The sequence below is a fragment of the Cryobacterium sp. HLT2-28 genome (assembly GCF_004402495.1).
Classification (GTDB): Bacteria; Actinomycetota; Actinomycetes; order Actinomycetales; family Microbacteriaceae; genus Cryobacterium; species Cryobacterium mannosilyticum.
Genome location: NZ_SOFH01000023.1, coordinates 430353 through 455110, shown reverse-complemented (window position 1 = coordinate 455110; position 24758 = coordinate 430353). Strand labels below are relative to the sequence as shown.

Genomic DNA, 24758 nt, shown 5'->3' with positions numbered 1-24758 from the left:
GCCCTACCGGTACAGCGTCGGGATGACGGGATCGCCCCGGCCGAGCCGGAACGCTTCGATCGGCAGCTCCTGCATGACGCGGGCGTTGTGGGTCCGGGCCCGCACGGTGCCGGCGGCCCCGAGGTAGCCCTCGTCGATGACGCCGTCGGTGACGAACGGCACGAGCAGGGCTCGGTCGTGACCGTCCGGCGCCTCGAACCCGGTGGGGTCTTCGTCGGCCTCACCGACCAGCACGATCTCGGCCCGGGCGATTCCGGCGGCGTCGAGGCGCCGCACCGAGCGTTTGCGGCCGCCGACTGACGCCTTGGCGGTGGACGTCTTCGCGACGGAGACCCACTCGCCGGCGTCGTCCCGGTGCGCGACCAGCTTGTAGACCATCCCGGCGGCCGGGGCTCCCGAACCGGTGACGACGGATGTTCCGACCCCGAAGGCGTCGACGGGCGACGCCGAGAGAGCGGCGATCGAGTATTCGTCGAGGTCGCTGGTGACCGTGATCCGGGTGTTCACGGCGCCCAGGGAATCCAGCTGCGCCCGTGCCCCAGCGACGACGGTCGGCAGGTCACCCGAGTCGATCCGGATCGAGCCGAGGCCGGGCCCGGCCACGCGGATGGCCAGGTCGATCCCGCGGGTGACGTCGTAGGTGTCGACGAGGAGGGTGGTCGACACCCCGAAGGCGGCAACCTGGGCGCGGAATGCGTCCTCTTCGCTGTCGTGGAGCAGGGTGAACGAATGCGCCGCCGTGCCCATCGTCGGCACCCCCCAGCTCCGTCCCGCCTCGAGGTTGCTCGTCGACGCGAAGCCGGCGATGTAGGCGGCCCGGGCGGCCGCGACGGCCGAGTATTCCCCGGTGCGCCGCGACCCCATCTCCGCGAGCGGCCGGCCCAGGCTCACCGACACCATCCGGGCTGCAGCGCCGGCCACCGAACTGTCGTAGTTGAGCACGCTCAGGATGAGGGTTTCGAGGATGACGCACTCGGCGAAGCTGCCGTCGATCGTCACCAGGGGCGAGCCGGGGAAGTAGACCTCGCCCTCCTGGTAGCCCCAGATGTCGCCGCGGAAGGCGTAGTCGGCCAGCCAGTCGAGGGTGGGGCGGCGCACGACGGCGTTGGCATCGAGCCAGGCGAGTTCGGCATCCGTGAACCTGAAATCGCGGATGAGTTCGAGCAGGCGTCCGGTGCCGGCGACGATGCCGTAGCGGCGGCCGGAGGGGAGCCGCCTGGCGAAGGCCTCGAACTGGCACTCGCGACCGGCGGTGCCGCTCTGGATGGCGGCGTCCACCATGGTGAGTTCGTAACGGTCGGTGCGGAATGCTGAGGATTCGGTCACCCGATAGACCCTATCCGCACCGGCCGATGATCGGCCCCGGTGACGATCTACAGGGCACCGAAGGCGACGATGCAGTTCTGGCCGCCGAAGCCGAATGCGTTCGCGAGAGCGTAACGAACGGGTTTCACCCGCGCGGTCAGGGGAACGTAGTCGAGGGTGCAGTCCGGGTCGGGGGTGACGTAGTTGATCGTCGGCGGGATGATCCCGGTGCGGATCGACAGGGCGCAGAGCAGGCCGGACAGGGCTCCCGCCGCGCCGATCAGGTGGCCGGTCATCGACTTCGGAGCGGTGACGGCGATTCCGTCGGCCGAAGTGCCGAGCGCCTGACGGATCGCCGAGGACTCCGCGCGGTCGTTCGCCTGGGTCGAGGTGCCGTGCGCGCAGATCATGTCGATGTCGCTCGGGTTCAGCTTCGACTTCGCGAGGGCCCTGGTCATCGCGAGGCTGGCGTACTTCCCCGTCGGTTCGGGGGCCACGATGCTGTGGCCGTCGCTTGTCAGCGCCCCGCCGAGAACCTCGGCGTAGACGCGGGCTCCGCGGGCCTTGGCGTGGGAGAGCAGCTCCATCACGAAGATCACCGCGCCCTCGCCGAAGACGAGTCCGTTGCGGTCGGCGTCGAACGGGCGGCTCGCCTCGGCGGGGGAGTCATTGTTCTTGGACGCTGCGTGCATGGCGTTCAGCCCGGCGAACATGACGGGGGTGATCGCGGCTTCGACGCCGCCGGCGATGACGACGTCAGCGTCGCCCATCATCAGGAGCGTGCGGGCCTCGAGCAGGGCGTAGGCGCCGCTCGCGCAGGCGAGGGCGCTGGCGTTGACCGGGCCGTGCACACCCAGGTCGATGGCCACCTCGCAGGCGGCCATGTTGAGGAGCGAAGACGGCACGAAACGCGGCGGGATGCGGCGCGAACCGCCGGAGTTGACGAGTTCGGTGGCCTCCTGGATCTCGGCATAGCCGGAAACGGCGCTGTTCACCACGACCGCGCTGTCGATTCCCTCCATGGACGGGCCGAACCCGGCGTCGGCCACGGCCTCACGGGCGGCGGCGATCGCGAGCTGGGACGCGCGGGAGGCCCGCTTAACCTGCTTAATGGACATCTGCTCGGCCGGAACGAAGTTCTTGACTTCGCCGGCGATCTGGGTCGGCAGACCCTCAGGGTCGAACTGAGTGATCCGAGCGACCCCGCTCCGTCCGTTCGCGAGACCCGACCAGGTTTCCCGCCATGTGTTTCCCAGCGGCGTCAGTGCGCCCAACCCGGTAATTACGACTCGATCATTCACTGGGTCATCTCCTCAAACGACGAATGGGGCGTCTTCCTGCGCGGTTACCGTCGGTTGGCGGGCCTCCATATTCCGAGTGTAGTTACGCCCATATTCCCGCTCTGGTACGTGTGACGCCCGTCCCGCGGACCCTGAGAAAACGCCCACAATCGCCCGGCCTGGGGGCCGGTGAGGCGCGCTCGCGCGAAACCCGGGCCGAGCCGGGCACTTCGCCGGGATCGGAGGATTCCGACTAAGCTCGACTGTCGTGACGGATGCACCGATTGGAATCTTCGATTCCGGAGTGGGCGGCCTGACCGTCGCCCGGGCGATCAAGGATCAGCTGCCCAACGAATCGATCCTCTACATCGGGGACACCGCGCACTCGCCCTACGGTCCGAAGAAGATCGCCGACGTGCGTCGCTACGCACTCCAGGTGCTCGATGACCTCGTCGCCCAGGACGTCAAGATGCTGGTGATCGCGTGCAACACCGCCTCCGCCGCCGTGCTCCGCGACGCCCGGGAACGCTACAGTGTGCCCGTGATCGAGGTCATCCAGCCCGCGGTGCGCCGCGCGGTCGGCACCACCCGGAACAACCGGGTCGGCGTGATCGGCACCCTCGGCACCGTCAAGTCGCGTGCCTACGAGGACGCCTTCGCGGCGGCCACAGACATCCGTCTTTTCACCCAGGCCTGCCCCCGTTTCGTCGAATTCGTCGAAGCCGGCGTGACCACGGGCGGCGAGGTCCTCGCGGTTGCGGAGGAGTATCTTGCCCCCCTCAAGGCAGCGGGGGTCGATACCCTGGTGCTCGGCTGCACCCACTATCCGTTCCTGCGCGGAGCCATCTCCTACGTGATGGGTGACACCGTCACCCTCGTATCCAGCGACACCGAGACGGCCAACGACGTCTATCGGGCCCTCGTCAGCCAGGGCGCCGAACGCGCGGACAAACGCCCGCCGAGCTACCGCTACGAGGCAACGGGCGGCAGCGCCGAGGATTTCCTCAGCCTCGCGCACCGCCTGGTCGGCCAGGACATCGCCCGGGTCGACCTCGTCGAGACCGGCACCTTCAACCTGAGCGAGCTCGTCGAATTCGCGGCATCGCATCCGAACACCAACAAGGAGACCTCGTGAACGACATTGTGCGCGCCGACGGACGAACGACAGACGAGCTTCGGCCGGTCACGATCGAGCGAGGCTGGAGCGACCAGGCCGAAGGCTCGGCCCTGATCTCCTTCGGCCGCACCAGGGTGCTTTGCACGGCATCGTTCACCAACGGCGTGCCGCGGTGGATGGCAGGCAAGGGGGCGGGCTGGGTCACCGCCGAGTACTCCATGCTTCCTCGGTCCACCAACGACCGGATGGCCCGAGAATCGGTCAAGGGACGCATCGGCGGCCGCACCCACGAGATCAGCCGCCTGGTCGGCCGGAGCCTCCGCGCCGTGGTCGACATGAAGGCGCTCGGCGAGAACACGATCGTCCTGGACTGCGACGTGCTGCAGGCCGACGGCGGCACCCGCACGGCCGCCATCACCGGCGCCTACGTGGCACTGGCGGATGCCCTCGAGTGGGGCCGGGAGAAGAAGTTCCTCGGCCAGAAGGCGCAGCCGCTGATCGACAGCGTGGCGGCCATCTCCGTCGGCATCGTCGGCGGCGTACCCATGCTCGACCTGGCCTACACGGAGGACTCGAAGGCCGAGACCGACATGAACGTGGTCGTCACCGGTCGCGGATTGTTCGTCGAGGTTCAGGGAACCGCCGAGGGAGCGCCCTTCGATCGCAGCGAGTTGAATTCCCTGCTCGACCTGGCGCTGGCCGGCACCGTCACGCTGACCGAGTTCCAGAAGAACGCGCTGGGGCGCTAGCCGTGCAGGTCGTTCTCGCCACCCACAACCCCCACAAGGTGGAGGAGTTGCGTCGCATCCTCGCCCCGCGGCTTCCCGGCATCGAGGTTCTTGCCTACGACGGCCCTGAGCCCGTCGAAGACGGCACCAGCTTCGTCGAGAACGCCTTGATCAAGGCACGCGCCGCGGCCGCTCACACCGGGCTGCCCGCCGTCGCAGACGACTCCGGCATCTGCGTCGACGTGCTCGGCGGATCGCCGGGCATCTTCTCCGCCCGCTGGGCCGGACCGGCCAGGGACGCGGAGGCGAACCTGAGGCTGCTGCTCTGGCAGCTGGCCGACGTGCCGGAGGACCACCGGGGTGCGCATTTCGCCTGCGTCGCGGCCCTGGCCCTTCCGGACGGCACGGAACGCCATGTCACCGGGGAATGGCCGGGCCAGATCCTGCCCGAGCCGTCAGGGGAGCAGGGTTTCGGTTACGACCCGATCTTCCTTCCCGACGGCTACGCGATCTCGGCCGCCGCGCTCACGCCGAACGTGAAGAACGAGCAAAGCCACCGGGCCAGGGCCTTCGAACAGCTCGTTCCGGTGATCCGGGAACTGCTCGCCGACTGACCGCCTTGCGGGACCTCGCCGGTGCTGAGAATGGCACTCATTCCCAACTGGCGGCTCAACTGGCTATCCTCCTGTGTGCGCTCTACCTTTGACGCATGGGCCACGATCACGCGCACACCTCGCAGACGAACCGGGTGCGCCTCACTGTGGCGATCGGCATCGTCGCCGCAGTGCTCGTCGTCGAGATCATCGGTGCCGCCCTCACCGGTTCCCTGGCGCTGCTGGCGGATGCCGGCCACATGTTCTCCGACCTTGCCGGCCTGGTCATCGCGCTCGTCGCGACGGTCGTGGCCGCCCGGCCTGCCACCGACCGGCAGACCTTCGGCTACCAGCGGGCCGAGGTCTTCGGCGCGCTGATCAACGGATTGATCCTCGTGACCGTGGCGATCTCCGTCGTGGTCGGGGCCGTGACCCGGCTGGTCGGCTCCTCGCCCGTCGAGGTGCAGGCGATGCCGATGCTGATCGTGGCCGCGATCGGCCTCGTCGCGAACATCGCCGGGCTGCTGCTCCTGCGCCCGGCGGCGAAGGGCTCCATCAATATGCGCGGGGCCTACCTCGAGGTGCTCGGCGACGCCCTCGGTTCGGTGGCGGTCATCGCAGCGGCGGCGGTCATCCTGCTCACCGGCTTCGCCCAGGCGGATGCGATCGCTTCGCTGGTCATCGCGGCGATGATCGGTCCCCGGGCGTTCGTGCTGCTCCGCGACGTCGTGCGGGTGCTCAGCGAGTCAGCGCCCATCGACACGGATGTCACGGAGATCCGGCGGCACCTGCTGGAGACTCCCGGGGTGGTCGCCGTGCACGATGTGCACGTCTGGGCGATCACGTCCGGTGCGCATGTTTTCAGCGCCCATGTGGTGGTGGAACCGGTGGTGCTCCAGTCGGGAGGTTCGGGAGAGCTGCTCGATGCCCTGTCCGGGTGCCTCGCCGAGCACTTCGACGTCGACCACTCGACGTTCCAGCTGGAGCCGGCGGAGCACGCCGCGCACGAGGATTACCCGCACCTCTGACCCGGCGCCAGACGCCAGGCATCCGGCGTCAGGCGTCAGGCGTCGTGCTTGTGCTCGTGGTGACCGTCGAACACGTCGGGGTCGAGCACCAGGCTTCCGGTGGCGGTCGTCACCCCTGCCCGGGTGGCTCGGCGGGCCTTCATGGTCGCCTGAACGTAGTGGAACACGGTGGGGATCAGCGTGATCAGGACCGCGCCGAGCAGGATCAGATCGATGTAGTGGCTGACGAAGTCGCGCACGGGCGGGATGTAGCCGAGGAAGAAGCCCGCGTAGGTCACTCCCGCACCCCAGAGCAGGGCGCCCGCGAGGTTGTAGATCGAATACCGGCGGTAGTTCATCCGGCCTACGCCGGCGGCCACCGGGGCGAATGTGCGCACGATCGGGACAAAACGGGCGACGATGACGGCGAAGCCGCCGAACCGTTCGAAGAACGCGTTCGTGCGTTCCACGTTCTTGACGCTGAACAGCCCGGATTCCTTGCGCTCGAACACGCGCGGCCCGAACTTGCGGCCGATCAGGTAGCCGCATTCCCCGCCGAGGAACGCGGCGAAGCCGATGGCGAGGGCAACCCACCAGATGTCGATCTTGATGGCGCCGCTGAAGGTGAGGATGCCGGTGATGATGAGTAGGGTGTCGCCGGGGAAGAGGAATCCGACCAGCAACCCGGTCTCGGCGAAGATGATCGCGCAGACGCCGAGCAGCGCCCAGGCGCCGAACCCGTCGATCAGGTACTTGGGGTCAAGCCACGGGATGAGCGCCGAATGAATCGGCGCGGTGAGAATCAAGGCGGAATGAATCACGAATGAACTCCAGTCGGTGGCCACAACGGCCGGGCGGCGGTGATCGTGGGTGCTGTGATACAGGGTATCGCCAGATTACGGGAGAACCCCGTATGCGCCGGTCAGCGTTCAGACTTCGGGGGCGACGTCATCCGCTGGTCCGGGCGCCGGCGATGGTGAGAGCGCGGAGCGGGGGCCGCGCTCGGACCGCCAGGTGCGCACGCCGAACACGATCGACACCGCGATGAACAGCCCGGCTATGACGTAGGCGGCGCTCTTGACCCCGGGAATGGCCGCAGCGAAGTAGCCCGTCAGGGTGAGTCCGACACCCCAGGCGATCGCGCCGACCAAATTGCTGCTGAGGAATTTGTAGTAGTTCATCCGGCCGACCCCGGCGATCACCGGCACGAACACTCGCGCCCAGGGCATGAACCGGGCGATCACCACGGACCACCAGCCGAAGGAGCGATAGAACTGCTCGGTCCTGGCGATCGCGGACCTGGTGCGGCGTCCGCCGTGCCGGTCGAGGGAGGAACGACCGAAACGGCGCCCCAGGAGGAATCCGACCTGGTCGCCGAGGAACGCGGCGAGTCCGGTGCCGATCGCGAGCACGGCGATGTTGAGGTTCGGGGTCGAGGCCGCGACCAGACCGGAGCCGAAGAGCAGGGAATCCCCGGTGATGAAGGGGATGAAGACGCCGAGGAAGACCGCCGTTCCCGCGAAGACGAGCGCCCAGACAAGCAGGTAGAAGACGATCGCCCCGGTGTCCGCGAGCAGATCGTTCAACTGGCCGTCCAGCGCTGACGCATTGTTCATGTGCGGGAGAGGGGACTTGAACCCCCACGCTCGAAAGCACAGGAACCTAAATCCTGCGTGTCTGCCAATTTCACCACTCCCGCGACTACGGTTCCAGTGTAGTTCGTGCGCCGGTGGGCGCCCGGTGCCCGGTCCGGAGCGAGAAGCCCGGTCAGGCAGGCGATGGGCGGCCGTGCAGGGCCTCCCGGAAGGAGTCGACCTGGTGTTGCAGTGCCGCGACGAGGGTGGCAACGGCGGGTTGGTGCAGGGACTCGGAGCGGAGCACCATCCAGTACTGGAGTTGCTCGTTGAACTGGGCGGGGAGCAACCGCACCAGGTCGGAGTGCCGGTCGGCCATGAAACACGGGAGGAAGCCGATGCCGGCGCCGGCCCGGGTCGCCTCCACGTGCACGAAGACGTTGGTCGAGCTGAGCGAGGCCCGCATCGACGGGACCAGCCGCCGCGGGGCATCCAGATCGTCGACCAGCAGCATCGAATCAACGAAGTAGACCAGCGGATGCCGGGTGAGCTCGGCCACGCTCTCCGGGGTTCCCTTCTCGGCGAGATAGGCGCGCGACGCGTACATGCCGAGCCGGTAGTGGCCCAGCCGCACCGCCTCGGCCCGGTGCACCTGTGGTTCGCCGACCACCACTTCGATGTCGAGGCCGGAGCGATGCTGGAGGGCGCGCCGGGTCACCGTGACGATCTCCACCCGGAGATGGGGATGGGTGCGTTGCAGGGCGGCGACGGCGGGGGCGGCGATGTAGGCGCTGAAGCCGTCGGTCGCCGACATGCGCACGACGCCGGACAGTTGGCTCTGCCGGCCGGCCGGCCCGTTCAGCACGGCCACGGCTGCTTCGACGTTCTCGGCCGCGTTGAAGGCCCTCTTGCCCAGCTCGGTCAGCTCCCAGCCTCCCACCGTGCGGGAGAGCACGCGGCCGTCGAGGGCCTTCTCCAGGGCGGTGATCCGACGGGCGACCGTGGTGTGGTTCAGCCCGAGACTGTCGGCCGCCGCAGTGTACCGACCGGTGCGGGCGACCGCGAGCAAGACCAGGAGGTCGTCGGGGTGGGGAGCCGGGGACGGCGGCGCAGCGAGGGTCATATCTGCAATTATGCACACGCCCTCTGTAGAAGTGGTCATTGATGCACAGGCGGACTCCGTGAATACTCAGTGGAGCCGTGTTGAATGGAACTCGACCCTCGGCCAACCACCACTAAGTGTCAGCGACGACACCGAAGGAGACAGACATGAGCGTCAATCAGCGCGTCGGAGCCGGGAAGCCCGGAACGAGCGGGTCTGGTCAGGACAGCCCGGAGGAGAAATCGGGGCTGCGCAAGATCGTGGCGGCGTCGATGGTCGGCACGATCGTGGAATGGTACGAGTTCTTCCTCTACGCCACGGCCGCGAGCCTCGTCTTCGGCAAGTTCTTCTTCCCCAACGCGGGCAGCGAACTGGACGGCATCATCGCCGCATTCCTCACCTACGCCGTCGGCTTCATCGCCCGCCCGCTCGGTGGCATCGTCTTCGGTCAGATCGGTGACCGCCTCGGCCGCAAGCACACCCTGCAGGTCACGATCATCCTGGTCGGCGCCGCCACGTTCCTGATGGGCTGCCTGCCGGGCTTCAACAGCATCGGCTATTGGGCGCCCGCGCTCCTCGTGATCCTGCGCTTCATCCAGGGCTTCGCGGTCGGCGGCGAATGGGGCGGCGCGGTTCTACTCGTGGCCGAGCACAGCCCGAACAAGACCCGCGGTTTCTGGTCGAGCTGGCCGCAGGCGGCCGTTCCGGTCGGCAACCTGCTCGCCACCCTCGTGCTGCTGACCATGTCCTGGATCCTGCCTGCCGAGCAGTTCCTCGGCTGGGGCTGGCGGGTGGCCTTCTGGCTCTCCGCGATCATCGTGGTGATCGGCTACTACATCCGCACCCACGTCAGCGAGGCGCCGATCTTCCTCGAGGCCCGCGCGCAGGTCGAGGCGGAGAAAGCGATCAGCTACGGCGTGATGGAGGTCGTGCGCAAGTATCCGAAGGGGATCCTGGGGGCCATGGGTCTGCGCTTCGCCGAGAACATCCTCTACTACACCATCGTGAGCTTCTCGATCGTCTACCTGGTCACGGTGCACCAGTACAACACGAGCCAGCTCCTGCTCGCCCTGCTGCTCGCCCACGTCGTGCACTTCCTGGTGATCCCGCAGGTCGGCCGGCTCTCCGACCGGTTCGGACGCAAGCCGGTCTACCTCGCCGGCGCCGTGCTCGGATCGACCTGGGCGTTCTTCGCCTTCCCGATGTTCGACACCCTGAACCCGGTCGTCATCGTGGCGGCCATCACCATCGGGCTGTGCTTCCACGCTCTGATGTACGCCGGGCAGCCAGCGATCATGGCCGAGATGTTCCCGACCCGGATGCGTTACTCCGGGGTGTCCCTCGGCTACCAGGTCACCTCGATCCTGGCCGGTTCGATGGCGCCGATCATCGCCACGGCGCTGCTCCAGCAGTACAAGTCCTGGCTGCCGGTGGCGTTCTACCTGGTGATCGCCTGTGCGATCACCGTCGTCGCCGTGGTCACGCTCAAGGAGACCCGGGGCATCTCGCTGCGCGAGGTCGACGCTGAGGATGCCCGCAAGCACGGCCTCGAGCCGGCGAGGGTTTCCGGCTGAGCCTGTCGAGCGACCGGCCCCGCACGCCCTTGCCAGCCCGCACCACGAAGGACCACCTGATGACCGCAGCAGCAGAGACCGTTTCCGTCCACGATGGGGGAGGCACCAGGCCCCTTCAGGGCCGGAGAGCCCTCGTCACCGGGGGAGCGAGCGGGATCGGCGCGGCCACGGTCCGGGCGCTCGCGGCCCGCGGCGCCCACGTCGTCGTCGCCGATATCGACCGGGCCGGGGCCGCGGCGCTCGCCGCGGAGGTCGGCGGTTCGAGCTGGGCGGTGAACCTGCTGGACCCGGCCGCGCTGACCGATCCGGAGCTTTCCCTGCGGTTGGCGGGCGTGGACATCCTGGTCAACAACGCGGGCGTCCAGACGATCAGTCCGATCCAGGACTTCGCTCCGGAGGACTTCCGCCGCATCATCACGCTCATGCTGGAGGTTCCCTTCCTGCTGATCCGGGCGGCGTTGCCGCAGATGTACGAGCGCGGCTTCGGGCGCATCGTCAACGTCACGTCGGTGCACGGCATCCGCGCCTCGCCGTTCAAGGCTGCGTATGTCGCGGCCAAGCACGGGCTGGAAGGCCTCTCCAAGGTGACCGCCCTCGAGGGTGGGGAACACGGGGTGACCAGCAACTGCGTCAGCCCCGGTTATGTGCGCACGCCCCTGGTCGAGAAGCAGATCAAGGACCAGGCGCTCGTGCACGGCATCCCGGAGGCGGAGGTGCTCGGCCGGATCATGCTCACGGAGAGCGCCATCAAGCGGCTGGTCGAGCCGGAGGAGGTCGGGTCGCTGGTGGCCTGGCTGGCGTCGGCCGATGCCGCCATGGTCACGGGCTCCAGCTACGGGATGGACGGCGGCTGGTCCGCCCGCTGACTTGCGGAAAAAGCACCCTCGCCAGCGCGACGAGGGTGTGCGACGAGGGTGCTCTTTTCGCAACTCACCCGGGTATGGCGACGGGGGTGTGGATAAGTTCTCCGGTGTCCTGCACCGGTGGAGCATCATTCAGGGATGAGCGAGGCCGTGCGCATCATCACCGAGCAGGTCCGGTCCCGGGTGCGCCGCGACGGCGTCGATCTCTCGACCGACCTGCTGCTGGCGGAGAAGTACGTGCACGACGAGCTTCAGCGCTACAGCGAGCGGGCGCTCGGCTCCTCCCTGCCGCTGATCCCCGACGAACGCCAGGCAGCCAGGGAGGTGGTGGCGTCGCTGACGGGGTTCGGGGCGCTGCAACCATTCCTCGACGACCCGGGCATCGAGGAGATCTGGATCAACGCGCCGTCCCGGGTGTTCGTGGCCCGCGACGGGGTTCCGGAACTGACCGACATGGTGCTTTCCGAGCGTGAGGTCCGGGACCTCGTCGAACGGATGCTGCAGGCATCCGGCCGCCGGGTCGACCTGTCCTCCCCGTTCGTCGATGCGTCCCTGCCGGACGGCTCGAGGCTGCACGTGGTCATCCCGGACATCACCCGCAAGCACTGGGCGGTGAACATCCGCAAGTTCACCCGGCGCATCCGCGACCTGAACCAGCTGGTCGGGCTGGGGTCGCTGACCCAGCAGGCATCGGAATTCCTGCGGATGTGCGTTCTGTCGGGGCAGAACATCCTCGTCTCGGGCGCGACCCAGACCGGCAAGACCACGATGCTCAACGCCCTCCTCACGGCCACCCGCCGCAACGAGCGGATCGTGACGGTGGAGGAGACCTTCGAACTCGACCTTGCCGCCCGCGACGTCGTGGCCATGCAGTGCCGCCAGCCGAGCCTCGAGGGCACCGGCGAGATCACCCTGCGCCGGCTGATCAAGGAGTCCCTGCGGATGCGGCCCGACCGTCTCATCGTCGGCGAGGTGCGCGAGGCGGAAAGCCTCGACCTGTTGATCGCGCTCAACAGTGGGCTGCCGGGGATGTGCTCGATCCACGCCAACAGCGCGCGGGACGCCCTGGCCAAGCTGTCCACGCTCCCGCTCCTGGCCGGTCGCAACATCGACTCGGCCTTCGTGCTGCCGACCGTCGCGGGCTGCATCGACATCGTGGTCCACTGCGAAATCGACCGGCATGGCCGTCGCCGGGTCATCGAGATCCTGGCGCCCAGCGGTCGGCTTGCCGGCCCCGTGATCGAGGCGAGCCCCATCTTCCTCATCGAGGGCGGAACGCTCACGGCGACCGGCGGCCATCCCGGCAAGCTCACCAAGTTCCTGGCTGCGGGGCTCGACCCCGCCATTGTGCTGCGAGCTGGTGCGGCATGAGCGTCGTTCTCGGGAGCCTGCTCGGGGCCGGCCTGCTGCTGCTGGCCTCGCCGTTCCTCTGGCCCACGCGCGGGACGGCCGATCCCGGGCGGGGCCGGCCGCGCGGGGCCTTCCGGGCAGACCTGGCCCAGGCCGGCCTGGGTGCGCTTCCGCTGCCCGCGTTCGCGGCCATTTCCCTCGTCCTCGGGGTGGCCGGCTTCGCGCTGGCCGAGGCGCTCCTCGGCATCGGGGCGTTGTCGATCGTCGCGGGGCTGGGCGGCATGGCATTGCCCGTGCTGGTTGTCACCTGGCGCGCGCGGGCGGCGCGTCGGGCCAACCGGACAGTCTGGCCCGACGTCGTCGACCATCTCGTGTCCGCGGTGCGGTCGGGTCTCGCCCTCCCCGACAGCGTGAGCAGCCTCGCCGATGCCGGCCCGGTGACGACGAGGGCCGCGTTCGCGGCGTTCGCCGGGGACTACCGGTCCACCGGCAATTTCACCTATGCCGTGGACCGCCTCAAGGAGTCCCTGGCCGACCCGGTCGCCGATCGCATCCTTGAAACCCTGCGGATGGCCAGGGAGGTCGGCGGCAGCGACCTCACGATCGTGCTCCGCAGCCTTGCGGCCTGGCTCCGGCAGGACGCGGCCGTCCGGGCCGAGGTCGAGGCCCGCCAGTCGTGGGTGGTGAACGCCGCACGGTTGGGAGTGGCGGCGCCCTGGGTGATCCTGCTCCTCCTCGGGTCGCGGCCGGAGGCGGCCGTCGCGTACAACACCAGCACCGGTGTGGCCGTCGTGCTCGGCGGTCTCGGCATGTCGGTTGTGGCCTACCGGTTGATGGTGGCGCTGGGCCGGCTGCCCGAGGAACGCCGGTGGTTCCGGTGAGTGCGTCGCTGGCGTGGGGCCTGTTCTGCGGCTGCGCGCTGGGCATCGGACTGTGGTCGATGGTGAGCACCATCCCGCGTCTCAGCCGGCCGCGGCTCGTGCACAGGCTGGCCCCCTACATCCTGGACGTGTCCGTCGAGGCTCGCGCCTTCGTCGGCCGAAGGTCGGTCGACCCGATCCCCGTGCTCGGCACCCTGTTCGCCCCAGCCTTCGGCTCCCTCAAGCGGCTGCTCGGGGCCGTGCTCGGCGGCGCGGACGGCATCGAGCGGCGCCTGCGCCAATCCGGGACAGAGCACAGCGTCGATCGCTTCCGGTCAGAGCAGGTGGTCTGGGCTCTCGTCGCGTTCGGTCTGGGCGCTGGTCTTGCCATCACGCTGCCGATGTTCCGGGCGGTGCCCATTGTGGTGTCGGTCGTCCTGCCCGTGCTGGCCGGGCTCTGCGGCGCCCTGGCTCGGGACTGGCTCCTGACCCGCGCGGCGACGGCGCGGTTGGCGCGGATGCAGAGCGAGCTGCCGACGATCCTGGAGTTCCTCACGCTGTCCCTGTCGGCGGGCGAGGGAATCCTGGATTCGCTCGCCCGGGTGTCGCGCACGAGCACGGGGGAGTTGTCGCGGGAATTCGCCGGCGTCGTCGCCGATGTGCGGATCGGCGTGCCGCTGCACTCCGCGCTGCGGGCGCTGGCCGGCCGCCTGCACCTGCCGGCGGTGACCCGTCTCGTCGATCAGGTCTCGGGTGCGCTCGACCGTGGCACGCCCCTGGCCGAGGTTCTGCGCGCCCAGGCGCAGGACTCCCGGGACAGCGCCAAGCGGGAACTGCTCGAGGTTGCCGGCAAGAAGGAGGTGGCCATGCTCGTCCCCCTGGTCTTTCTGATTCTTCCCCTGACCATCCTGTTCGCGGTCTTCCCCGGCCTGTTCATCCTTCAGTCGGGTTTCTGACCCACCAACCCACCAAGTGATTCCCACGGAAAAACGGAAAAGAGGAGCAAGATGACCACATTGCGGCGGCGTTTCCTGGCCCTGTGGAGCGACGACACCGGGGACGTCCCCGGCTGGGTCCTGATCACCCTGATGACTGCAGGCCTGCCCAATCGAACACGAAGAGGGTAATAGTTATGGATGGCCTTGAGACTCCGAATTGCCCAGCTTGCCTGCACAGGATGGAGCCGATCGAGCGATGGGGTGCGGTCGTCTGGCGATGCCCGGAGTGTGGCCTGGTGAGGCTCTAGGCGCGCCGTGCTGAATGCCCGGTGAACGCAAAAACGGCGCGCCTGCCTAGTCAAAATGTAGGCGACAGAGCGGGGTGCTGTCGTGGTGTGGTGCTGCCCGGAGTGCCGGCTGGTCAAGTTCTGACTAGTTGGCGCGGGTTGCCCTTGCAGCAGCGTGGGCAGCGCGAATTCGCGCCCCCTCCTCCTTCCTGAGCTGGCGCTCGGCGTTTCTCGTTTCTATTCGCTCTAGATCTTCTGGGCTCACGACTCGCCATGACTGGTCGGACCGATCCCAAATAACGAACTTATCTTTGAGCGTCCCAAAATGCCGCAGTACGCTTTTGTCGATCGCCTGGTTGCCATTGTGATTCTTGTAAGACCACTCTGGGCCGAAACTGTCGCGCATCGCTTTGACCAAACGGCTCTGATACGAGCGGCGCGGGCCATTCGTGCGGATCTCGTTCATGAGCCATTCTGCGATCTCGTACTTGTCAGCCATAATCGAACGCTAACGAGCGCAGCTTGGGTGGATCTACTCCCAGTGAGGGGGGTTGAGCATGGTGCCAATGGGAGGATTCGAACCCCCGGCCTGACGGTTAGAAACCGTCTGCTCTATCCAACTGAGCTACATCGGCGTGCGTGAGTAGTCTCCACTGCGCAGCCCGCTCGAGCCAATACCCCCTTCCGGGTGGATCGGCAGCGAGATCGGGGCCGTGCGGGTATGGAAAACGACGAAACCCCCGTTGTCTTCGGACAACGGGGGTGCTCTGCTTGCACTGCTCTAGTTCTCGATTACCTCGATGACTTGCACCTGACTGGTGCCGATTGAGAAAACCTTCACGTCGTCGGTGCCGTTGTTGGCGTAGAAGTGGAAATATCCATCAGCAAACCTGTATGAGTCCGCCTTCACGGTGCGCTTGAAAGCTTCGTTTACGGGAACGTCCTTGTTGATGAGGTACTTGGTCAGTGCCATGTAGTGCTCCATTCGTTTGTAGCTCGACAGTATCAATGGCCGGTGACGGTCAAATGTCCACGGGCCGGAATTCGACGTCAGGGAATGCGGCGTCTACCGCTTCATCTTCCTGTGCCTCGATGATGCCGCGGTCATCTTTCCACCCGCTGCTATGGCGCTCGCAGCGGTCCCCAATCGAATCTGCTTCCAGTGCGTACGCCGACGCTTCGCCATTCGAAGCGATCGCCACCCTGCACGACGGGATCGCTTACGCCATCTCGCTGACAGCCAAGACGAGAGTCCTAACGACTGAGATATCCAGTACTACGCAGAAACTCGGAGACCTCGTGGCGGAGGCGGATCTACAGTGGGACGTGAACAACAAAATCGTTCGAGCCCTCGTAACTCTCAACGCGGCTATCTTGAGTGACCCGACAGCAGCGGGGGACCACATTGTTGAGATGAAGAGCATCGTTGACGAGATCGAGGCCGCAGGAGAGCTCAGATGCCCTTAAGGGCATCACCATCCCCGTTGCCCTCGAGACAGCGGGACATGACAATCCGTATCGAACACAAGCCACGCCATCTGCGCGCCGGGTTCTGAGCCCTAGCGTCCTCGAATCCGGCGCGCAGACGCGTCCGTAAGCCCCCACGTGTTCGGGGGTATTGCGGCGGTCGTGTTGGACTCCACGTAGGCTTCGACGGCGGCACGGGGGAACGTGAGTACGTGGCCTTGTTTCAGGAAGGCGATCTTCTTTTGATTGACGAGCCGGCGCAGTTTGGTCGTCTCAATCTTCAGGTATTCGGCGGTCTGCTCAATCGTATTGATGTCGTCAAGTTCACTCATGGGATCACCATAGGTTGCGGATCCAACTGCCAGGGCGAAAAGTGACCGCATGGACACCTTGACTTTTTGGACACGCCGAACCGCCGCATCTGCCTCGATCCGATGAAGGCCATTCTTACCGTGTGGGGGGTGAGTAGGATGCCGAGTGACACGGCGGCCATTCAGGCACGATGCCTGCAAGGGGTCCTTGGTCCTAGAATGACGCTGCGGGCCTGTGACCGCAGAACTTAGGGGGAGCAATCATGGCTTGGGCGATGTATTACAACGGTGAACCGATCATCGGTCCGCTTGCAATCGAGAAGGTCGATGAGATTTCTGAGTTGGTACTCAAGTGCCTGGAAAGTGGTCAGCCGGTCTGGCACGACGTTCATTACCCCAAGGGAGATGGCGTCGGATTTCACCGGATGCTCATCACGCCCGGCGTGGCAATCAGCTTCCACGAGTATGACCCGTCCGGACCCGACGACACACCACTCTCTTTCCGCTAACGCGTAGGCGTAGGCGTAGAACGTCAGAATGCCCGACCACAAACTGTGGACGGGCATTCTTTGGGCGTCTACCTCTCGAGCGCGCTGAGCCGCGCCTCGATCGACTGCGCCCAGGGGATCATGAGCAGTGCGAGCCGTTCGTACTTCACGCCGTTGGGCTTGCCGTCGGTGTCGTAGTCGACGAGCCAGGACAGGCCGAGAGCGTCGACATCCTCGGCGATCAGGCCGAGCTCTGTCACCGCGTCGTCGCCCAGATTGTCGACCGCAGCAATGTAACGGAAGGTGACGAGCTGCAGGGCGTTCAACAGATGCGGGTCGAGCGTGGCCGGCATGATGTCCTGCTTGTAGCGCCTCGAACTGGGCACGTAGCCCATGGTCCCGTCGACGTGGACATACTGCGCGTTGTAGGCCCCGCCGTAGGTCAGCAGCTTGCTGTAGACGCCCGTTGAGCTCACTCCGGTGGGGAATGTTCCCGTGGTGCCGGATACTGCGCTGGATGCGGTGACCGTGCCAGGTGCGATGTTGCCCGGACTTGCTACCTTCGCGTTGATCTGCGCCGTCGTCATAGAGTTGGCAGAGATCGATGTTTGCACGGCCGCGTCGATATTCAGGAGTGTTGCGTTCACCCTGGCGACGAGCGTCTGTACCTGAGCGGCAACGTTGCCGATGTTCGTTCCGGAGGGCGTTTGCAAGTCCCTGAGCTGCCTGCGGATGTCTCCGAGCTCGCGGGCCAGCCTATCGAGTCCCGGACCGTCTGGTGTTGGATACATTCCCATTGAGTTCTCCTTGTGATCGGTTAGATTTTGCCGCTGAGAGTGCGGCCGAGTTCGCGACCGAGGATGGTTGCGTAAACGAGTGAATCTGGCGTGGCGATGGCCGGCGCGGTGATGTTGATGTTCGGAGCCGACTGTTGCGTGGAATTGGCGTTGGACACGTGGTTGCAACCGCCATTCGGTGCCGCGTACTGGATGGGTGCCGCATACCCCACAAGCCCGCCTGAGGCATACCCGCGAATGGTTCCGCCACGGTTCATGTACTCGAGCGCGGCACGGTTCGCCGGGATCGCTGTTTGAGATGCGCGCGTGACAAACTCACCCGAGGCCGCATGAATAAACATGTTGTCCTTAGACGACGGCGCACCCGGAAGAATGCCACCAGTTGCCCGGTTATACACGTCCAGTGGGTTCGGGAGCTGCACACCTGGGCCGAGCGCGATCGAACCGGGAATAGTCCGGATCAGATCCCGCAAGTGCTCGAGCCGCCGAGCCGCCTCTGACGTATCCGCAATGACCTTGAACGCCGTCTCCGCGGGAATGGCTGCGAGATTGTCGGCGATAGCCTTGGCCGCGTCAGCATTGCCAGTGAGGGCCAAAGCGCTGTCATAAACCGTCTGCCACCCAGCCTGAAGCGTGGCCCGGTATGTGTTCATGTTGCCGTCAGCGTCAAGGGTTGCCTTCGCCGAGTCCTGCGCCGCCTTCGCGTGACCGGCGAGCATGTCAACGTTCTTGCTTCCCTCAACAGTGTTAGCGTCGAGGCTCGTGCTGAACCCGTCCGCGCCCCCCTTCGCCTGTCGCACATACTCCGACAGGTCAAAGATGGACTGCTGATAATCAGCATTCGCGCCCGCAGCGTCCTGGTTCACACCGTTCTGCTTGTTCATCGAGTCAGTCAGCGACCTGATCTGGTCGTCAAGTGCAGCAGCCGCGTCCTCCGAGTTGCCGTATGAGAACACGATGGCGTCCAACGATCCAGCAGCGCCGTCTGTTGCCTCGGCCTTCTGCGCCCATGCCTTCTGGCCCGCAATGACCCCGGACGTTTCGGCACCAATCGAGTCCCGCAGAACCTTCACCGCTGCCGCGTACTCCTGAGATGTCAGACCAAGCTTCTCCGCGGCTTTCACGTCATTGCCACTGTTGACCAAATCGGTGAATGCTTGCATGTGCTTCTGGACTTCAGCGAGGGCCGGCGCGCTGCCTAGCGCCGCGTCGGTGAGGACATCAAGGCCCAGACCAATCTTCTTTGCCGCGTCATACGCCGAGTCCGATTCGATGCCCAGAAAGTTGCCCTTCTTCACCAGATTCGCCTTGGCAATCTCGCGGGAGTAGTCCGTGGTCTTGCCCGTCAGCGAGTCCAAACTGTCCTCATAGGACTTCGCGCGCTCTGTTGCCTTCGCCTGGTTGTCAGCGAATACGGCCAGGGCTATGCCTGCGATCGCCAAGCCGCCAGACAGCAGGCCAACCCCTCGAGCAGCAGAGCCACCCGAAATGCCAAGGTCAGTCAGCGACGCCTTGAAGGCCGCAATCTTCGGGATGGCGACCAGCGCCGTGCCGCCCGCCAGCGCGACAGCAGCGACCAGGCCCCCGAGAGCCAGCGCACCGCCCAGAACGGGCTCAGGCAGCGCCCCAGCGGCCGTCACAAGGCCTGTAGCGCCCTGCGTCAGGGTTCGAAGTACATCGTTCGCCCCGGAGCCTGACTGGATCAGGTACGTGTCGAACGAACCGCCCAAAGCCTCCACGTCGCCCCTGAGATTGTCGAGCCGGTCAGCCGCAACCTTCGCCGCATAACCCGAATCGTTCGTCTGGTCGATGTACTTCTTGATGCCCGCCGCGCCCTCATCGAACAGGACCGTCGAAGCGCGCACCGCATCGGACCCGAAGATCGTAGACATAGCCGCGTTACGCTGCTCAACAGAGAGATCCTTCATCGACGTTGCCAGGTTGCCGGCGAACTTCTCCATACCAATGAAGTTCCCCTGCGCGTCATACGCGGAGATGCCCAGCTCGTCCATCTTCGCGGCAGCCTCAGCCGACTGCGGAGTGAGACGCTGAAGCATCGACTTGAACGCTGTACCCGCGTCAGACCCGAGCAGGCCCTTGGCTGCGAACGCTGAGAGGGTGCCCGTTGTTTCCTCGATAGAGAGGCCGGTGGAGTTAGCGACAAGACCAGCCTGAGAGAGTGCCCCGGACAGGTCGGTAACGTCGCCCATCGCCTTGCCCGCACCAGCAGCCATCAGGTCGGCAACATGGTTCATGTCCGAACCCTTGAGGTTGAACGTCTTCAGCGCCGTAGCAGCGATACCCGCAGCATCAGCAACGTCGAGACCCCAGCAGCAGCCAGCGACAGTGCAGCATCCAGACCGCCGCTCAGAATGTCCTTCGTGGACAGGCCCGCCTTGCCGAGTTCCTCGATCGCCCCCGCAGCCTCGGTAGCAGAGTAGACAGTGGACGCACCAGCCTTGAGTGCTGCATCTCGGAGCAACGCCATGTTGCCCGTCGTCTCCTGCGTGGCAGCCTTCACGTTGCTGATCGCAGCGTCAAAGTCGCTGAACTTCTTGACAGCCAGACCGACGCCCACCAATGCCAGAGCGCCCATGCCGACCATGCCCGTGCCAATGGATGTCATCGCCTGAGACTGCGCCTCGAGCTTCGCCCTAGCCTTCTCAGCCTCGGTGCCAACACCCTGTGTCGCCTTGCGCGCCTGCTCCATACCGGAGAGGTAGTTAGTGACCTGGGCGACAAGCGCCACCTTCACGATCCTGTCAGCCATGGTTAGACACCCTCCGCAGCATTGTCAGTGAGGGTCTGCTGGATGCCCGCAATGACCGTCTCGCGGTCCGTGCGTGAGGCCCAGTCATTGCCGAGCGTGCCGGCCAGGCCCACGACCAGCTCCCACAGGGCCAACTCGAAACCGCGAGGGTCCGTGTAGACATCCTCCGCAACGGCGGTCAGGTGGAGTAGGTCATCTTCGAGGACGGCGAGAACCAATCGCAATCCACGCGCCTGATCGGTGTCTTTGTCTCCGGTGATGCTGTTGAAATCCAGGTCAAACGTCTTGTGCGTCATTCTGATTCCTTCGTCTGGTTGATGGGGCCGGGATGCGTGTGCGCACCCGGAGATTGCCAAAGCGACCGCTTGACCGTGTGCGTGCCCCGAACGATCCACAGCCACGACCTCACGTCATTGCGCTGCAACGCTTGGGTGTCGCAAAATTCGCGCACCCTGATCCGCCACGCCTGTACCTGCTCGGTGATCGACTCCGTAGAGGCCGGATCGGGGGCGAACGACGCCACCCAATCCGGCATATGGAATTGGGACTCACGGGGCCGCCTGCGAACCATCAGCGACCGCCGCGCCCGTAGACGCCGCGCACGCCGCGGGCAGCAGGCAGGTTGTCCTCGCCCAGTGCCGGGATGCCCAGCGTTGCCAGCAGGCGAGCCAAGGTCAGACGTTGCTGCCTTGCCTCCGCAATGCCGGGATGTACGCGCGAACCCTGACTACTGGTGAGCATGAGCCCATCTTCTGAAACCTGACGGTCGAGCTGCACGATGCGGTCTCGAGTCCGGCACGCTTCCTCGAGCATCGCCAACTCGTGCATGGCCCACTCAAACTCTTCAGTTGAGGAATCCCAGAGCTTGCGACCCGCAGTGTTCAAGCCCCTGGGAACCGTTATGCTCGACACCGCTTCCGCTCGCAATCTGGGATGTAAGGGAGCGAAGGGGTCATCATTCTGACCTGCCGAAAGAAAAGGTCGCCGCCCCGGAGACCGCCCGCCCTTGGATGGAAGTCAGTAGTGGCCCCTACCCCCTTGAAGGCGTGAAGCGGCATCAGAACACGGCGATCTTCGACGAGGGGGTCTCGCCTGCAGCCATGACCCTCAACGCGGAGTCACTGTATGAGGAGAGCTCCTTGGGCTTGACCGCGATGAATGCGAACTGAGCGAATACGTCTTCCCCTTTCTGCTGGATCGTCCACAGCTCGGTCACGTCCTTATCGAGCGCTGGGTTCTTTGCCGCGAACTCATTGATCACATCAACCCATTCGCGCTCGAAGGCGGTCGCGAGTACGGCGCGCACGAGCAGGTCATCGCCAGCAGTGCGGGCCTTGTTGAGCATTGCCAGTGCGGTTGTCTCGTCCCTGGTCTGGATCTGCGATGCACGATCGAGCGCGTCGCGGTATGAGATCATGCTGTTCGCATCGGCAGTGTTGGGGATTCCAAACAGTCTCCGCTCAAGAACTGCGCGACGGTCGGCGGCGGTCTTGTCAAGGCCGGTCTCGAGTCCGTTGAGTCCGTCTTTGAGGTCGAGGTAGGCGCGCGCAAGCTGTCGCAGTTTGGCTTCATTCGAAAGGTCGCGGTTGTTTCGGATGCTGGCCATGTGCTGCTCTGCGAGTGTCCGCAGGTTGCTGTTGGTGTCGGTGGCGTTTGTCATGCTGTCTCCTATAGATTTCGTCGTGCGGTTATGAAGTTGGAGTAGTCAGCAGGGCTGACCGTCCACATGCGATCGACCTTCTCGGCGGGGAGCCGGCCTTCTCGAATTGCGAGCCGTACCGCATGTTCGGTGATTCCTGTCTTTGTGGCGATTTGAGCTGGTGTGTACCAGTTCCTCAATCGTGTCGGTGCTTCCGTGGCCTCCCCGTGCTGGCTGCCGTTGACGGAAGCTGCCCATTGCATTGCCGCCCATCGGATTGCGTTGAGGGCAGCGTCGAGTTCCTGATCGTTGCCGCGGCTTTGGCTGCGGAATGTGGTCAGGCGGATATTCGTCTCGAGGATGTACGCGATGCGCGGTGGGATGATCACCCCAGACACATAGCCGGGCGGGCGGATGTACTCGCTCATGCCGCCTCCCCGTTCGAGTTGTTTATCCGATAGCGATTCCCTGCCCAGATGCCGCCTTTGGGCCTTTCGAGTCCCGCATAGTCGGCGCAGAGATCGAACACTGGACAGGTGCGGCAGAGGGGCGCGAGTGTTGCCGCGGGTACGTCGTCGGAAACGAACCGGTCGTCGTCCTGGCAGGCGGGGGCGGTCGTGAACATGGCGAATTGCAGTCGGGCGAATGCGTCCGTTGCCTTGGTCATGCGGCGTGTGCGCTGTCACGTTTGGCGCAGATGCCCGATGCGCGAGAGGCCGGGTGGAGCAGGGGAGCGGCGCAGACTCGGCAGGCCTTGGCAGGTGTAACACTTGTTACAGGTGCTGCAGCCATAGACGGCTCGACGGTCTCAGACGGTCTAGACGGTTCGTTTGGGGGTGTGATCCCAGACTGTCGCCACGACTTTAAAAAGTCTGCTCGTGCGTATCCGCGGTGATCCAGTGCGTTCTTTGTTGACCTGATCTTGATCTGAACGAGAGTCCGTCCCAGTCGCTGAACGGTCAGCGCTCGCCCGTATGCGCTCACTACGTCCCAGTAGTCGGGGTTGCGCTCGATCAGGCGGCGCACCAGCTCGTTTGAGTTCACGAACGGCTCAGAATCAGGCCAAACTGCGTGCAAGTCGATGAGCAAAACCATTTGTGGGGGCAGCTTCATTAGTCCCTCTTCTCGTTCCATTTCCACCTCCTGCATGTCTCGTTTTATGAGTCGGTCGACAACCTCGGGCCAATCACCGCCAGCTGCAGCAGCAACGCGCATAAGCGGGTTCCACTTCTCCTTCATGCGGCCTACACAGCCGGCAGGCAGCGGGGGGCGAACAGTCCGGATGAACTCCCGCGCGTCGTCCATTGCGTTGGTGAGCGCTTCCGCGTGGTCCTGCGCGTCCGCTTCTATCTCTTCCCAATCGGAGGACTCAACTACGCCGTACAGGTCGGGCATGAGCAGCACACGGATGGAGCGTGAGCGGGTGTCGTCGGGCAGGTGCGGGGAGTTGCCGGCCATTGCTACGGGCGAGTAGGTAGACATCTCGTCCACGTCCCAGTCGCCGCCCTTGCCTGGCACTAGCACGGGTCTAGTAGCGCCCCGCTTGTATCCACTGTTGAGAATGGCGATTAGGTCTTCTACGCCCGGTTTCTTGGGATCCAGGGACCGGTCTACTTCGTCAATCAGAATCGTTCGAATGCCCTTAGAGAGCATGCGAGCGAGCAGAGCAGGTGACGATATGGACGCGGCCTGAATCGGCGCGTGGCAGAGGCGCTGCATGTGCTCAAGCACGGTCGTCTTGCCACTTCCCGGCATGGTTGAGTCGAGCACTAGTCGAGGGGTGGAGTACGTCTCGAGCGCAACGTGGGTATGGGCCGCCCAGAGTGCGAGCAGGTCCAGATCGATGTCGTCGGGAACGCAGATGAACCGAGCGAACCACGACCTCACTCCGGCGAGGGTGACCCCCAGAATGGAACCGCTTGAACCGTCGTGAACCGTCGAACCGTCGTGAATCGCGCTGGATACTGTCATTCGGCACCCCTTTCGTAGGTCGCGCGGCGGGTCGCTTGTAGCTCGGCGTGACTCGGCCCGATTTTGATGGGCGAGCGCGGGTCAAAGGCGGCTCGGTAGTAGCGGTCCCTGTCTGCTAACGCCTGCTCGAGCTGCGGGGCGACGGATGCGATGCCGTCGCTGTGACCGATCGAGTAGAAGCCCATGAGTGCCGGCGTCAAGTCGTGTAAGCCAATCTCGCCGGCCTTCAGCTTCCAGAGCGTGGCGTCGAGATGCGTTTCTACGCGTGCGCCGATCTTGCCTGCGGGTTCTGTGGGGTTCGATGAGTTCGGCTTTAGGCTGGAAGTGGTTGCGTTGCGGGTGGGTTCCCTGGCCGCCTCATTCACCGTGAGGCGGCTTTCTCGTGCCGCGCTCATCGCTTTTCTGCCATGACGTTGCGCACCGCAGTCTCGCCGGTTACGTCCGAGTAGCTGAGGACGTAGGCCTCGAGCATCCGGGCGGCGACCTGCACGCTGCCTGATCGCCGCACGTGTGCGCGCACGAGGCGTGACACCTTCGACGGCGAAAGCCGCAGCGCGTTGTCGGTGACGATGGTTGCGGCACGACGGATGAGCGCTTCAACTGATTCAGTCTGTCCCGCCTGTTCGTGAATCCAGGGGGCTGGGGTGAGGGGCGCGGCCTTCAAAGCGCACCACCGCCAGCGGGGCGCAGAAGCGCTGCGAGCTTGTCGCGCTGTTCGGGAGTGAGCGGAGGTGCGC

At 65.4% G+C, this 24758-nt stretch carries 28 protein-coding genes, 2 tRNA genes and 1 pseudogene; 11 read left to right on the top strand and 20 right to left on the bottom strand.

The features are described 5' to 3' along the window. Nucleotides 1-3 precede the first annotated feature (3 nt). The gene (locus E3O48_RS13665; RefSeq protein ID WP_134539544.1) at nucleotides 4-1326 is read right to left on the bottom strand and encodes a nicotinate phosphoribosyltransferase; all 1323 of its coding nucleotides are present in this window, start codon (nucleotides 1324-1326) and stop codon (nucleotides 4-6) included. 47 nt (nucleotides 1327-1373) lie between these two features. Then, nucleotides 1374-2606, bottom strand: coding sequence for a beta-ketoacyl synthase (locus E3O48_RS13660; RefSeq protein ID WP_134539542.1), 1233 nt, complete (start codon nucleotides 2604-2606; stop codon nucleotides 1374-1376). A 247-nt stretch (nucleotides 2607-2853) separates the two neighbouring features. On the opposite strand from E3O48_RS13660, the gene murI reads away from it, so the two are divergent. The 4 genes from murI (at nucleotide 2854) to E3O48_RS13640 (ending at nucleotide 6051) form a co-directional block, all read left to right on the top strand. After that, nucleotides 2854-3720, top strand: a complete 867-nt coding sequence (murI, locus tag E3O48_RS13655; RefSeq protein ID WP_134509714.1) for a glutamate racemase — start codon at nucleotides 2854-2856, stop codon at nucleotides 3718-3720. Then, entirely contained in the window at nucleotides 3717-4451 is a 735-nt protein-coding gene (gene rph, locus E3O48_RS13650; RefSeq protein WP_134509712.1) for a ribonuclease PH, read from the top strand. Before murI ends, rph begins: the two co-directional genes overlap by 4 nt. Nucleotides 4452-4453: 2 nt before the next feature. Beyond that, nucleotides 4454-5044: an RdgB/HAM1 family non-canonical purine NTP pyrophosphatase gene (gene rdgB / locus E3O48_RS13645; RefSeq protein WP_134509710.1), complete on the top strand. Its 591-nt coding sequence runs from the start codon at nucleotides 4454-4456 to the stop codon at nucleotides 5042-5044. A gap of 95 nt (nucleotides 5045-5139) precedes the next feature. Beyond that, nucleotides 5140-6051 (top strand): cation diffusion facilitator family transporter, encoded by a 912-nt coding sequence (locus tag E3O48_RS13640; protein ID WP_134539540.1) that lies wholly within the window; start codon nucleotides 5140-5142, stop codon nucleotides 6049-6051. 35 nt (nucleotides 6052-6086) lie between these two features. On the opposite strand, the gene E3O48_RS13635 is transcribed toward E3O48_RS13640, so the two are convergent. From E3O48_RS13635 to E3O48_RS13620, 4 genes are all read right to left on the bottom strand, one after another. Then, nucleotides 6087-6818 carry a DedA family protein gene (locus tag E3O48_RS13635; protein WP_134539671.1) on the bottom strand — a complete coding sequence of 244 codons (732 nt, stop codon included), beginning with the start codon at nucleotides 6816-6818 and terminating at the stop codon, nucleotides 6087-6089. 141 nt (nucleotides 6819-6959) lie between these two features. Further along, nucleotides 6960-7646 carry a DedA family protein gene (locus E3O48_RS13630; RefSeq protein ID WP_174774802.1) on the bottom strand — a complete coding sequence of 229 codons (687 nt, stop codon included), beginning with the start codon at nucleotides 7644-7646 and terminating at the stop codon, nucleotides 6960-6962. Between the two features lies 1 nt (nucleotide 7647). Next, nucleotides 7648-7729, bottom strand: a tRNA-Leu gene (locus tag E3O48_RS13625). 68 nt (nucleotides 7730-7797) lie between these two features. Further along, nucleotides 7798-8727, bottom strand: a complete 930-nt coding sequence (locus tag E3O48_RS13620) for a LysR family transcriptional regulator (protein WP_241982533.1) — start codon at nucleotides 8725-8727, stop codon at nucleotides 7798-7800. 146 nt (nucleotides 8728-8873) lie between these two features. On the opposite strand from E3O48_RS13620, the gene E3O48_RS13615 reads away from it, so the two are divergent. The 6 genes from E3O48_RS13615 (at nucleotide 8874) to E3O48_RS18375 (ending at nucleotide 14599) form a co-directional block, all read left to right on the top strand. Further along, nucleotides 8874-10280 carry an MFS transporter gene (locus E3O48_RS13615; protein WP_134509704.1) on the top strand — a complete coding sequence of 469 codons (1407 nt, stop codon included), beginning with the start codon at nucleotides 8874-8876 and terminating at the stop codon, nucleotides 10278-10280. Between the two features lie 59 nt (nucleotides 10281-10339). Further along, the gene (locus tag E3O48_RS13610) at nucleotides 10340-11146 is read left to right on the top strand and encodes a 3-hydroxybutyrate dehydrogenase (RefSeq protein WP_134539536.1); all 807 of its coding nucleotides are present in this window, start codon (nucleotides 10340-10342) and stop codon (nucleotides 11144-11146) included. Nucleotides 11147-11281: 135 nt separating this feature from the next. Continuing rightward, nucleotides 11282-12514: a CpaF family protein gene (locus tag E3O48_RS13605; RefSeq protein WP_134539535.1), complete on the top strand. Its 1233-nt coding sequence runs from the start codon at nucleotides 11282-11284 to the stop codon at nucleotides 12512-12514. After that, nucleotides 12511-13374, top strand: coding sequence for a type II secretion system F family protein (locus E3O48_RS13600; protein ID WP_134539533.1), 864 nt, complete (start codon nucleotides 12511-12513; stop codon nucleotides 13372-13374). Before E3O48_RS13605 ends, E3O48_RS13600 begins: the two co-directional genes overlap by 4 nt. After that, the gene (locus E3O48_RS13595) at nucleotides 13362-14309 is read left to right on the top strand and encodes a type II secretion system F family protein (RefSeq protein ID WP_241982532.1); all 948 of its coding nucleotides are present in this window, start codon (nucleotides 13362-13364) and stop codon (nucleotides 14307-14309) included. Before E3O48_RS13600 ends, E3O48_RS13595 begins: the two co-directional genes overlap by 13 nt. Nucleotides 14310-14485: 176 nt before the next feature. Beyond that, nucleotides 14486-14599: a zf-TFIIB domain-containing protein gene (locus E3O48_RS18375; protein WP_134539531.1), complete on the top strand. Its 114-nt coding sequence runs from the start codon at nucleotides 14486-14488 to the stop codon at nucleotides 14597-14599. Nucleotides 14600-14723: 124 nt separating this feature from the next. Here the strand turns inward: E3O48_RS18375 and E3O48_RS13585 are convergent, their stop codons facing one another. The 4 genes from E3O48_RS13585 to E3O48_RS13570 all read right to left on the bottom strand — a co-directional run bounded on the left by E3O48_RS13585 (nucleotide 14724) and on the right by E3O48_RS13570 (nucleotide 16377). After that, complete coding sequence (locus E3O48_RS13585; RefSeq protein WP_134539529.1) at nucleotides 14724-15077, bottom strand: hypothetical protein; 354 nt, start codon at nucleotides 15075-15077, stop codon at nucleotides 14724-14726. A 59-nt stretch (nucleotides 15078-15136) separates the two neighbouring features. Continuing rightward, a tRNA-Arg gene (locus E3O48_RS13580) sits at nucleotides 15137-15213 on the bottom strand. Between the two features lie 146 nt (nucleotides 15214-15359). Then, the gene (locus tag E3O48_RS13575; RefSeq protein WP_134539527.1) at nucleotides 15360-15551 is read right to left on the bottom strand and encodes a hypothetical protein; all 192 of its coding nucleotides are present in this window, start codon (nucleotides 15549-15551) and stop codon (nucleotides 15360-15362) included. Between the two features lie 586 nt (nucleotides 15552-16137). Further along, nucleotides 16138-16377, bottom strand: a complete 240-nt coding sequence (locus tag E3O48_RS13570; protein WP_166788709.1) for a helix-turn-helix domain-containing protein — start codon at nucleotides 16375-16377, stop codon at nucleotides 16138-16140. A 242-nt stretch (nucleotides 16378-16619) separates the two neighbouring features. On the opposite strand from E3O48_RS13570, the gene E3O48_RS13565 reads away from it, so the two are divergent. Beyond that, nucleotides 16620-16865, top strand: a complete 246-nt coding sequence (locus tag E3O48_RS13565) for a hypothetical protein (RefSeq protein ID WP_134539523.1) — start codon at nucleotides 16620-16622, stop codon at nucleotides 16863-16865. A 68-nt stretch (nucleotides 16866-16933) separates the two neighbouring features. Here E3O48_RS13565 and E3O48_RS13560 read toward each other — a convergent pair whose 3' ends face one another. From E3O48_RS13560 to E3O48_RS13505, 10 genes and pseudogenes are all read right to left on the bottom strand, one after another. Next, complete coding sequence (locus E3O48_RS13560; protein ID WP_166788708.1) at nucleotides 16934-17431, bottom strand: tail fiber domain-containing protein; 498 nt, start codon at nucleotides 17429-17431, stop codon at nucleotides 16934-16936. A gap of 230 nt (nucleotides 17432-17661) precedes the next feature. Beyond that, nucleotides 17662-20237: pseudogene (locus E3O48_RS13555) on the bottom strand (phage tail tape measure protein). A 176-nt stretch (nucleotides 20238-20413) separates the two neighbouring features. Further along, complete coding sequence (locus E3O48_RS13545; RefSeq protein WP_134539515.1) at nucleotides 20414-20707, bottom strand: hypothetical protein; 294 nt, start codon at nucleotides 20705-20707, stop codon at nucleotides 20414-20416. 274 nt (nucleotides 20708-20981) lie between these two features. Continuing rightward, on the bottom strand, nucleotides 20982-21239 hold the full coding sequence (locus E3O48_RS13535; protein ID WP_134539511.1) for a P27 family phage terminase small subunit: 258 nt from the start codon (nucleotides 21237-21239) through the stop codon (nucleotides 20982-20984). 229 nt (nucleotides 21240-21468) lie between these two features. Next, a complete protein-coding gene (locus tag E3O48_RS13530) occupies nucleotides 21469-22071 on the bottom strand; it encodes a hypothetical protein (RefSeq protein WP_134539509.1) in 603 nt (200 codons plus the stop codon). Between the two features lie 8 nt (nucleotides 22072-22079). Next, nucleotides 22080-22478, bottom strand: coding sequence for a helix-turn-helix domain-containing protein (locus E3O48_RS13525; RefSeq protein ID WP_134539507.1), 399 nt, complete (start codon nucleotides 22476-22478; stop codon nucleotides 22080-22082). After that, nucleotides 22475-22717: a WhiB family transcriptional regulator gene (locus E3O48_RS13520; RefSeq protein ID WP_134539505.1), complete on the bottom strand. Its 243-nt coding sequence runs from the start codon at nucleotides 22715-22717 to the stop codon at nucleotides 22475-22477. Before E3O48_RS13520 ends, E3O48_RS13525 begins: the two co-directional genes overlap by 4 nt. Beyond that, complete coding sequence (locus tag E3O48_RS13515) at nucleotides 22714-24021, bottom strand: DUF3631 domain-containing protein (protein ID WP_134539503.1); 1308 nt, start codon at nucleotides 24019-24021, stop codon at nucleotides 22714-22716. The genes E3O48_RS13520 and E3O48_RS13515 overlap by 4 nt, the downstream gene beginning before the upstream one ends. After that, nucleotides 24018-24416, bottom strand: a complete 399-nt coding sequence (locus E3O48_RS13510; protein WP_134539501.1) for a hypothetical protein — start codon at nucleotides 24414-24416, stop codon at nucleotides 24018-24020. Before E3O48_RS13510 ends, E3O48_RS13515 begins: the two co-directional genes overlap by 4 nt. Continuing rightward, nucleotides 24413-24685 carry a hypothetical protein gene (locus E3O48_RS13505; protein ID WP_198413071.1) on the bottom strand — a complete coding sequence of 91 codons (273 nt, stop codon included), beginning with the start codon at nucleotides 24683-24685 and terminating at the stop codon, nucleotides 24413-24415. The genes E3O48_RS13510 and E3O48_RS13505 overlap by 4 nt, the downstream gene beginning before the upstream one ends. Nucleotides 24686-24758: the final 73 nt, after the last annotated feature.